This is a genomic window from Massilia agri (assembly GCF_024753255.1).
GTDB classification, from domain to species: Bacteria; Pseudomonadota; Gammaproteobacteria; order Burkholderiales; family Burkholderiaceae_D; genus Telluria; species Telluria agri.
Map to the genome: position 1 here is coordinate 66,221 of NZ_JANUHA010000022.1, position 9,224 is coordinate 75,444.

Consider the following 9,224-nt stretch of genomic DNA (forward strand, 5'->3'; position numbering starts at 1 on the left):
TCTACCATCCAGCCCAGGGGGCGTAAGAATAGCTTTCATCGAACGGAACAAATTTCAGCCCACGCAAACCTGCATTCAATGCAGCGCCGCGAAACTCTTCGCTACGGACTAGTGCGTTAATTTCAACACACTGAAATAAAGGTGGCAGGCCAATATCCTTGACAACAAACTTTTCATTTTTTTTGTAAAACGGGATTTGAGGAAAATATCGATGTCCCATTGGCTCGCCAGTGTCGGCGACACGCTCGACTTCTACGGTCGATCGCTCGGGATCCAATATAGCAAGATGATCAGCGGTCAGGAAAACAGAATATTTCTTCCGGGGACGGGAACCCCAGCTCTTTCTCCTATCAGTGGGACTGGAGCGCCAGCTAGAACGCCAGCGAATCGTGCAATCGCAGTGCTATTTCCGGATTTACGTCACTTGTACAAAAAATGTTCCGACATCCAGCTCACCATTACGTGCTTTACTCTCATTAATAAACAGATAACCGACAGCATCGGACAGCCCAAGGACTCCCCGGTGGCCCGCTGGGAAGCTCCCTCCATACACCTGAAGCGCAAATTTCTCGTCGCCCAATGCAAGCGGTTCAGCTTGAAGGAGTGTAGGTGTGCCACCGATTTTTGATCCGCCATACGTATCTGCAGGAGTCGAATGGGCATCTTCTATCTCCAGTTCCATCGGAGGAAGCTCTTCAGCGCTGGACATTACCCCTCCTGGCGGGTGGAGCAGCACGCGTGTAAAACCTCTTCGCAGCCAATCGAGCTCCTCCTGCGAACCGTGATAGGTTATGCAATCCAAGAAGTACTCGTCCTGAGCATAATAGGAGAAAACGGAAATTATCTTTCCAGATGGGAGACTGACCCCTGCATTTCTGTTTAGAAATTCGGTCGGAAGTGACATAAGTAAAGTTAGTGGGTGCCCATCTTGTGTTGCTGGCCATGCCACAATGCCACCAATCAGCGCTGCCCCGCCCACGCGCGCAAGCTTGTCATCCAAGCATGGTTTTATAAAAGCAAGTTTCTTTGTCATAATTGTTTAACATCCGGCCGTTAGTTTCTGTAGGAAGCTGTTGGATTGCTTACGTAGTCTACGTACATGACTCGCAGGCATTCCAGCCTTGCGAAGTGCACCTTGGGTAATGTCCAGTTCCACCTTCACCTGAGGATGGAACTCATGTGGACCCAGCCCATAACTCGAGCGGATCTTCGCTTCATGGTAATGCGCACCGCCTATACCTCTTGTGTCCCTAAAGGGGCCCCTTGTGTGATGGTCAAGATCCAGTGCAATTGACGGGTTATCTCCCAGTCGCGTCTCCCCTGCAAGGCCCATCTGTTGTAGGTACTCGTGCCGAACAAGTTCATGCGCTTGCAATCCGTCGCCGACATTGCTACCTCCATTAAGGCTAGCGTACGTCCCGATCTGGCCAAGAGCCGCCAAACCTCGGGGATCCATCCATCCAGTCGAATTTGGGGTATAGGCGTACAAGTTGAGCCCGCCCGACAACCCAATCGGATCCTGACTGATATACCTCCCCACATCCGGATCGTAATACCTGAACGTGTTGTAATGCAGCCCCGTCGTGCTATCCGCATATTGCCCCGGAAAGCGCAACGGCTGCTCGGTACGCTCGAGCAGCAGCGCATCTTCCCCGCGCTCCACCTTGCCCCACGCGCTGTACTTACCCGCCCAGGCCAGCTCGCCCGCCTCGTCGGTCAACTCCAGCGGTGTGCCCACCGGATCGGTGTGGAAGTGGTAGATCCTCGACGAAGCGCGCGCCCGTTCGATCGCCGCGCCCGCGATCGCGCCGCCCATGACGGCATCCACCCGCGCCAATGGGGTGTAGGGATCGTCCGGGCTGTACACATAGCTGCTGGTGCTGGTATCGCGCACCTCCTGCACCATGCGCAGCCCCTGCCAGACGAAGCGCCTCCGCTGGGTACGGCTCGCGCCGGTCAGGCTGCGTTTCGTTTCGCTGGTCGCGATGCGCCGGCCGATGGGGTCATACTCGAAGCGCGTCTCGACCACGCCCTGCCCATCCTCCGTCACCACGGCAACCAGCCGGTCTTCGGCATCGAAGACGAAGCGCTGCTCCTGTTGGGAACCCTTGCGCTTGCGCGCCAGGTTGCCCCAGGGGTCGTAGTCGAAGCGCAGATCGCGCCAGACCCTGAGCCGGTTGCCTTCCACCCTGCCCGCGCTCCGGTCGGGACTGTCCGCCAGCAGGTTGCCGGCCGCGTCCCAGGCAAACTGCTCCTGTACCACGGCGGCGCCGCGATTCTGGCGCAGCAGATGGCCGGCCGGGTCATACTGGTAGTCGATGCGTCCGCGCACGCTGTCGTGCTGCTCGGCCAGGTGGCCCAGGCGGCTATAGCGGTAGCTGCGCCACAGCTGCCCTTGCCCCGGACCCAGCGCACCCGGTACCGTGCCCGCCGCCTGCCAGCTGCGCCGCCCCAACGGGTCGTAGCCCATGCGCTGGGTCAGCCTGCCTTGCGTGCGCAGCACCTCGCGGTGCAGGTCGTCACGCTCGAAATCGCTGATGACCCGCTCGCCGGCGCGAATCTGGTGGACGTGGCCGGAACCATAGCTGAGCAGGTCGACGTGCTGTCCGTGCGGCAGGGCCAGCGAGGCGATGTTGTTGAGTTCATCGAGCCTGTAGGCCACCATGCCTTCGGCGCCGTGCTCCGCCAGCAGCCTCCCTGCCTTGTCGTAGTCGAAGGCGACGCTGCTGGCCGTAACGCCAAGCAGGGCGCCGGCCTCGGTGGGTTCGCGCCGCGCCGCCAGCAGGCGGTCGGCGTCGCTCCATGTGTAGGTGCTGAGCGAGGTGGCGGTCGCCTGGGCCAGCAGGCGGCCCATCCTGTCCCGTTCGAAGCGGGTGCTGCGCCGGGCGCGCTCCTGTCCGGCCGGCGGGGGCGCTCCCAGCCGCTCGAGCTCCGCCAGCTCGCCACTGGCGTCGTAATGCAGCAGGCGCTCGACGCCGTCCGGGCGCAGCTCCCGCACCAGGCGGTCGCCCGCATCATAGCCGAAAGCGTAGCGCGTCGCTGGCGCGGTCGCCAGCTCCGTCAGCTTGCCCCGCGGGTCATAACGGTAGACGAGCCGCCGCTCCGCCGGATCCACCGCCTCAAGCACCTGGCCGCGGGCATTGCGCAGCCAGCTGGCCACCGCGCCCCCATAGCGCTGCTCGACCAGCAGGCCGGCCGCATCGTATTTGTATTCCTGGGCGCTGCCATCCGGCAGCGTCACCCGCACCGGCTCCCCGGTCGGCAGGCGCTCGAAACGCGTACGGTGGCCCATCGCGTCCGTGACGCTTTCGAGGTAGCCTGCGGCGTCGTAGGCGTAATGGGTGATCTTGCCCGAGCAGTCCGTATAACTGGTCATCTGGCCAAGCGCATTCCACGTCATCGCCTGCCGTCCGCCGCGCGCATCGATACGGGCAAGCGGCAAGGGGCTCAGGCCGGCGGCATACTCGTAGCGCTCGACCCGCTCCAGGGGATCGGCGCTCTTGAGCATCCGTCCCAGGTAGTCGTACTCGGCGCGCCAGCGTGCGCCGCCGGGCAAGGCGATCTGCCGGATGCGCATGCTGTTGCCGTCGTAACTGCTCTCGGTGCGGCGCCCCAGTGGATCGGTTTCGGCGACGATGCGGCCAAGCGCGTCGTAGTCGAAGGCGAGGACGCGCTCGCCGGGCAGTTCGATCCGGGTCGGCTGTCCCGCCTCGTTGAAGTCCAACCGGTAGCTGCCGCCATCGAGGTCGGTGCATTCGACGATCTGCAGCTGTTCGTCGTAGCGCCATTGCGCGACGCGGCCCAGCTCATCGCGCACCTCGGTGCGGCGCGCCGCCAGGTCGTAGCTGAACTCGGCGCGTTCGCCCTCGCTCGACCAGCAAACGGCCACGCGCGGGCTTCCGCCGATGTCCTTCCACTCATAGTGCGAGACCAGTCCCAGTGCACCCGTATGGCTGGTCATCAGCCCACCCGCATACGTGAACCGGCGCGCCACATGCCCGTTCGCGTCAAGCACGCAGACGAGCTGGCCCTGTGCGTCGTACTCGTAGCGCACCAGCACGCGCGGATCGGCATCGACGCGCTCGATGCTGGTCAGGCGCGCCGGCAGCGACTCGCCATAGCGCAGCCGCAGGACGACGCCGCCGCCGGTGCGCACGCCCAGCACGCGGCCATGTCCGTCGCGCGAATACGCCTGCCATTGGCCAGTGCGGTCCTCCACGCGCTGGACCCACGCGCCTGCGCCATCTTCGGCATCGAGGTAGCCGAAGTCGTAGTAAATCTCGTTCAGGTCGTACATGATGTAGCGGCCGTCGCCGGTGCACGCCAGGTAGCGCTGCTCCGCCTCGCTGTACATCGTGTGCCCCGGCGGCACTGGCGGGAAGCCGGTCTCCCTGCCCTGCGCGTCGCTGAGCCAGAGCTGGCCGTCACGCCGCTGCAGGCGCAGCTCCCACGGCAGCACCCAGCCCTTTCCAAGTGCGCCCTCGGCGGCGATATCGCTCGCGTAGAAGCGCGACACGACGAACGGCATGGATCCGGGCACCACGAAGTCGACTTCGTCCTGCGCCAGCAGCAGCTTGCGTCCGGTAGTCACGTCGACCGGCCTGCCGAACAGGCCGCCCATCACCCGGCTGACCACCGGCGCGGCGACGTAGCGCCCCACCGCCTCGCCGATCATGAATCCGCCGATGAACTTGGCCGCACAGGGCAGGACCGCCCGCGACACACCGCCGGCCGCCTTGACCAGGCCAGCCAGGCCGCCGACCAGCCCGGCCAGGGCGAAGGCCCAGTCGACCGTCGTGCGCAGCCAGGCCGGCACCTCGTCCTCGACCGGCAGGTAGGCGACCCGCCCGCCGCCGATGAAGACGTTGTTCGAGCCGTCGTCGATCTTCGCGCCGCAGGTGATCGCGTCCTGCTTGCGCGCGGCCGGCATGCCGTTGATGAACACCGTCCCCGAGCCTTCCGCGATCAGCGGCAGCGGATTGTGCTTGTCGCATGCCACGGTGCTGAGCGTCGCGTAGGCGGCGCCGCGGCCGTTGGTGAACACATTCGGCGAGGCTGTGCTGATCGCGCCCGCTGGTGACGAGAACATACTGCCTATCGCCTCCCCGAGCCCGAGGATGACCGACGCGCCGATGCCGGCGGCCAGGCCTGCCAGCAGGGCGACGCCGAAACCGCAGGTGAAGGTGGCAAAGGCGACGGCGGCGATGAGCGCCACGCCGATCACGGCGCCGATCAGGAATCCTCCGAGCGCGCTGGTGTGCGCGATCGGGTCGGTCAGGCGGGCGGCTTCGAACATGGTTCAGGCCCCGGGCGCCTGGTAGCTGTCGAGCCAGCTGCGCCACAAGGCCTCGAAATGCTCGTCGAAGCCGCGCGGCGTGGCGGCGCTGAAGACCAGCAGGCGGCCGCCGCCGATATCGAAGGCGGCCTGGCGTTGCCGCACGATCTGCGCGCCGTTCTTGTACTGGGCGTCGATGCGCTCGCCAGGCAGCGCCGGCTCCTGCAGGCCGAGGCGTTCTTCGCCACGCGCCAGCAGCTTATGGCCGGGCATGCGCGCCTTGAGCATGCCAAGCTGGCGGTCGACGTAGATCGCAAGCGTTTCCCCCTGCGCGAGCCAGTCGCGGGCAATGCTCAGATTGGGCTGGCTTTGCGGATCCTTCGGCACGAAGAGATTGGCCGTGCGATCTTCGAAGCCCTCCGGCAGGCAGACGCTGCCTTCATGCATGCCGACACGCGCCGGCTCCGCAGCCGATTGAGGCTGATTGCTCATACAGTACTCCGAGGTTCAGGGGTTCAGGGGTTCAGGAAGATCTTGCCGGCCACGATGGTGATCTCGTCCGGCGTCATCGTGATCGTGCTGCCGCCGACGCTCAGGGTGATCTTGTGCGGCGAGGTGACCGTGATCTCGCCGTTCGACGAGGTAACCGTCACGTCGCCCTTGATCGTGCTGTCCTGGCGTCCTTCGGTGACGTTCACGGTCATGTCGCGCCGGATGGTTTCGGTGTAGGCACCGCCCACCGTGTGCGTGACATCCTTGCCGACACCCTGGGTATGGTTGCCGCCGACCTGCAGCGAATTGTCGCCGCCCACCTGCAACGTGCGGTTGCTGCCCACCGACCGGGTCTCGTCGTTCTTGACCACCGTATCGAGGTTGCGCTCGGCCTGGACGAACATCTGCTCGCCGCCGCTCCTGTCCTCGAAGCGGATCGCATTGGCGTTGTTCACGCCGCCGCCGGGCGAGGAGCGCGACATGATGCCGCTCTGGGTCTTGTTCGCCGGGAGCTGCCACGCCGGCATCGTGTTGGCGTTCGGGATCATGCCCGTGATGATGGGCCGGTCCGGGTCGCCGCCCATGTAGGACACGATCACCTCCGTTCCGATGCGCGGAATCGAGGTCATGCCGAAGTTCGAGCCCGCCCATGCCGTCGCGACGCGGATCCAGGTCGAGCTGCGCTCGTCGCCCGTGCCTTCGCGGTCCCAGTGGAACTGCACGCGCACGCGCCCGAATTCGTCGGTGTGGATCTCCTCGCCCCTGGGGCCGACCACGGTCGCGGTCTGGATGCCGTAGATCCGCGTCTCGCTGCAGTGGAAACCGCGCCCGGGCCGCCAGGGAATCTTCTTGCGGATGCAGGAAACCTGGTTTTCGTAGTGCGGCAGGCCGCCCTCGCCCACCTGGTAGTTGTTGGTGGCCCGGTGCCGGCATTCGACCACGAGGAATTCGTTGTCGTCCTCGCCGTCGAAGTGGCCGGTCAGGCGGAACCAGCGCCCCGGCATCAGGTGCCGGTTGTTGCCGGCGCCCTCGAAGCGCTTGCCGCGCGCCTCGATCTCTTCCATGCGCAGTTTCGCCAGGGCGTCGGCGCCGGCCAGGTCCTTGAAGCCGAAGGCGCCCAGGTACTCATAGGATTCGATGTTTGGCACGTCACCCTGCTGGTTCAGGGTCGACGTCGAGGTCACGACCGGGCGGCCGCTCTTGAAGTCATAGCTGCTCAGGGAGACGCTGCCATGCACCAGCTCGCGCACGGGCGACCATTCGCCGAAGCCGTCTTCCTCGGCGGCGCCGGCGTGGCGCTGGTAGGGCACATCCGGGTCACCGTCGATGGGCGCGGCCACGGTCGAGTCGTCCGACACCACGAGCCGGTGGCCGGAAGCACTGTGCTCGAACCAGTAGAACAGGCCGGCTGCGCTCCAGCGGCGCGCCAGGTAGTTCAGGTCGGTTTCGTCGAACTGGCAGGCGTCCTTCATCGGCCGTCCCGGCTGCTTCACGCGCCAGTCCCAGTCGGCCACCGACCCGTAGTCCCGGAAGATGCTGGCGGCCTGCTCGTACAGGGTCGTGTTGTGGAAGAGGTAGTTGTCCTTGCGCAGGCCGAGGTAGTCCAGCCAGGGACCGAGCCGCGCTTCGTAGTAGGCGAGGCCGCCGTCGACCTTCTTCAGGCCGAACTGGAACACCCGCCCGGTGAAGTGGCGCATCGTGCCATCCTTGCGGACCAGCTCCACGCACAGCAGCTTGCCCTGCAATTGCTTGAGCGGAATGTGCGCATCGTCCGACAGGAGTTCGAGGGTGTAGGCGAATGGGCGGGACAAGCCTTCCGAGGCTTCCAGCACGTTCACCAGGAGGGTCGACTGCGGCTGGTCGCCGTTCGGAAACGACAGCCGCAGGATACGGTTGTGCTGGCGTTCGTCCATGGCAGCCAGCAGGGTGGAAATCCCATCGCGCATAGCGTGTCTCCGGTTTGATGGTTGGCTCTGCAGTCGAAATTATAACGAAATGCAAAACTTTAAAATCAAGCGAAGACAAGAAATGATCAAAATTGTATTACTCCGGATCTACACTTATTTCCTTGGCGATTGAAGGTTGTCAGGCTGGAATTATCGAGCCTATCTACAAGGATATTCACAGTGAATAGTTATTTGGCAGAAACTGATATAGGCTACGCTGCAGTTTCAAACAGTCCATTCGCACCATGTCAAAACACGTTCCTGATCCAACGCCTGCCACCCTTCTTCCCAGCGTCGGCGACATCGTCGACGACACCACCGGCCTCCTGCGTGCCGACGGCGAACTCACCCCGGGCCAGGGCACGATCACGACCACCCTGGCATTGAGCCTGGGCTTCCTGAGCTTCATGGGTGTGCTGGCATTCCTGTTCCCGCAATACCTGACCACACCGGAGCTGCGCAAGGCCTACAACGTCGACTGGTGCCGTGCGCTGCTGTTCGGCGGGCTGCTGGTATCGGGCACGCTATCGCTCTTCAATATCGTGTTCAACCGGCGCCGCAACGTCAATATCATTGCCTTCGCCTTCGTGCTAGTGACGATCGCCCTGGGCGGCTCCACGGTGCCTGTCGGCGATTTTCCCGATCACACGCCGTATCTGGGGATGGACTGGCTGGTCCTCGACCTGCTCGGCTCGACGACCGTTTTCGTCATCCTCGAGAAGCTGTTCCCGCTGTATAAGAACCAGCCCATTTTCCGCAAGGAGTGGCAGACCGACCTCGTCCACTTTGGCGTGAACCACCTGCTGGTCGGACTGATGCTCCTGATCGTGAACTTCGTCATCCACCGCGCCCAGCTCATCGTCGTCGGCGAGGAGGGGCTCCAGCAATTCATCGGCAACATCCCTTTCCTGCCCCAGCTGCTGCTGTGCCTCCTGGTTGCCGACCTGGCCGAATATGCGGTGCACCGGGCCTATCATGAAGTACCCTGGCTGTGGAGAATCCACTCCGTGCACCACAGTGTGGAAACCCTGGACTGGCTGGCGGGCTCGCGCCTGCACATGGTGGAAATCCTGGTCACGCGTATCGCCGTCCTCACGCCGCTGTTCCTGCTCGGCTTCGACAAGAGCGTCGTCGATATGTACATCGTGATCGTCGGTTTCCAGGCGGTGTTCAACCACGCGAACGTGCACCTTCCCTGGGGCCCGCTGAAGTACCTGATCGTGACGCCCGACTTCCATCACTGGCACCACAGCAGCGAAAAAGTCGCCATCGACAAGAACTACGCGGCCCACTTCGCCTTCATCGACTACTTCTTCGGCACCGCCGTGAAAACGGACCGGCAATTCCCGGAAAAATACGGTGTCGTCGGCAGCAGGATTCCAGATGGTTATCTGAAGCAGCAGGTCTATCCATTTGCGAAGAAATGAAGGGCCGTATGCTGATGAAACCTTGACGCGCCAAGCCTGAGGTACATCTGCTAGCAAAAACATGCACAAAAGTGTGCAACGTTC

Annotated in this window: 5 protein-coding genes; 1 reads left to right on the forward strand and 4 read right to left on the reverse strand. The window is 63.4% G+C overall.

Annotated elements, in window-relative coordinates; genetic code table 11:
• Window positions 1–415 precede the first annotated feature (415 nt).
• Genes NX780_RS22325 through NX780_RS22340 form a run of 4 tightly spaced genes read right to left on the reverse strand, consistent with a single transcriptional unit; the run spans window position 416 to window position 7,713 of the window.
• Complete coding sequence (locus NX780_RS22325) at window positions 416–1,033, reverse strand: YwqG family protein (RefSeq protein ID WP_258830091.1); 618 nt, start codon at window positions 1,031–1,033, stop codon at window positions 416–418.
• Window positions 1,034–1,039: 6 nt separating this feature from the next.
• Complete coding sequence (locus tag NX780_RS22330) at window positions 1,040–5,296, reverse strand: RHS repeat-associated core domain-containing protein (RefSeq protein ID WP_258830092.1); 4,257 nt, start codon at window positions 5,294–5,296, stop codon at window positions 1,040–1,042.
• 3 nt (window positions 5,297–5,299) lie between these two features.
• Window positions 5,300–5,767 carry a DcrB-related protein gene (locus NX780_RS22335; protein WP_258830093.1) on the reverse strand — a complete coding sequence of 156 codons (468 nt, stop codon included), beginning with the start codon at window positions 5,765–5,767 and terminating at the stop codon, window positions 5,300–5,302.
• Window positions 5,768–5,790: 23 nt separating this feature from the next.
• Window positions 5,791–7,713, reverse strand: a complete 1,923-nt coding sequence (locus tag NX780_RS22340) for a type VI secretion system Vgr family protein (protein ID WP_258830094.1) — start codon at window positions 7,711–7,713, stop codon at window positions 5,791–5,793.
• 245 nt (window positions 7,714–7,958) lie between these two features.
• Between NX780_RS22340 and NX780_RS22345 the strand changes: the two genes are divergently transcribed.
• On the forward strand, window positions 7,959–9,140 hold the full coding sequence (locus tag NX780_RS22345) for a sterol desaturase family protein (protein ID WP_258830095.1): 1,182 nt from the start codon (window positions 7,959–7,961) through the stop codon (window positions 9,138–9,140).
• Window positions 9,141–9,224: the final 84 nt, after the last annotated feature.

Bases quoted from the DNA above. Each gene is read 5' to 3' on its own strand.
- NX780_RS22335 (WP_258830093.1), bottom strand. From the start codon at position 5,767: ATGAGCAATCAGCCTCAATCGGCTGCGGAGCCGGCGCGTGTCGGCATG.
- NX780_RS22345 (WP_258830095.1), top strand. From the start codon at position 7,959: ATGTCAAAACACGTTCCTGATCCAACGCCTGCCACCCTTCTTCCCAGC.
- NX780_RS22325 (WP_258830091.1), bottom strand. From the start codon at position 1,033: ATGACAAAGAAACTTGCTTTTATAAAACCATGCTTGGATGACAAGCTT.
- NX780_RS22340 (WP_258830094.1), bottom strand. From the start codon at position 7,713: ATGCGCGATGGGATTTCCACCCTGCTGGCTGCCATGGACGAACGCCAG.
- NX780_RS22330 (WP_258830092.1), bottom strand. From the start codon at position 5,296: ATGTTCGAAGCCGCCCGCCTGACCGACCCGATCGCGCACACCAGCGCG.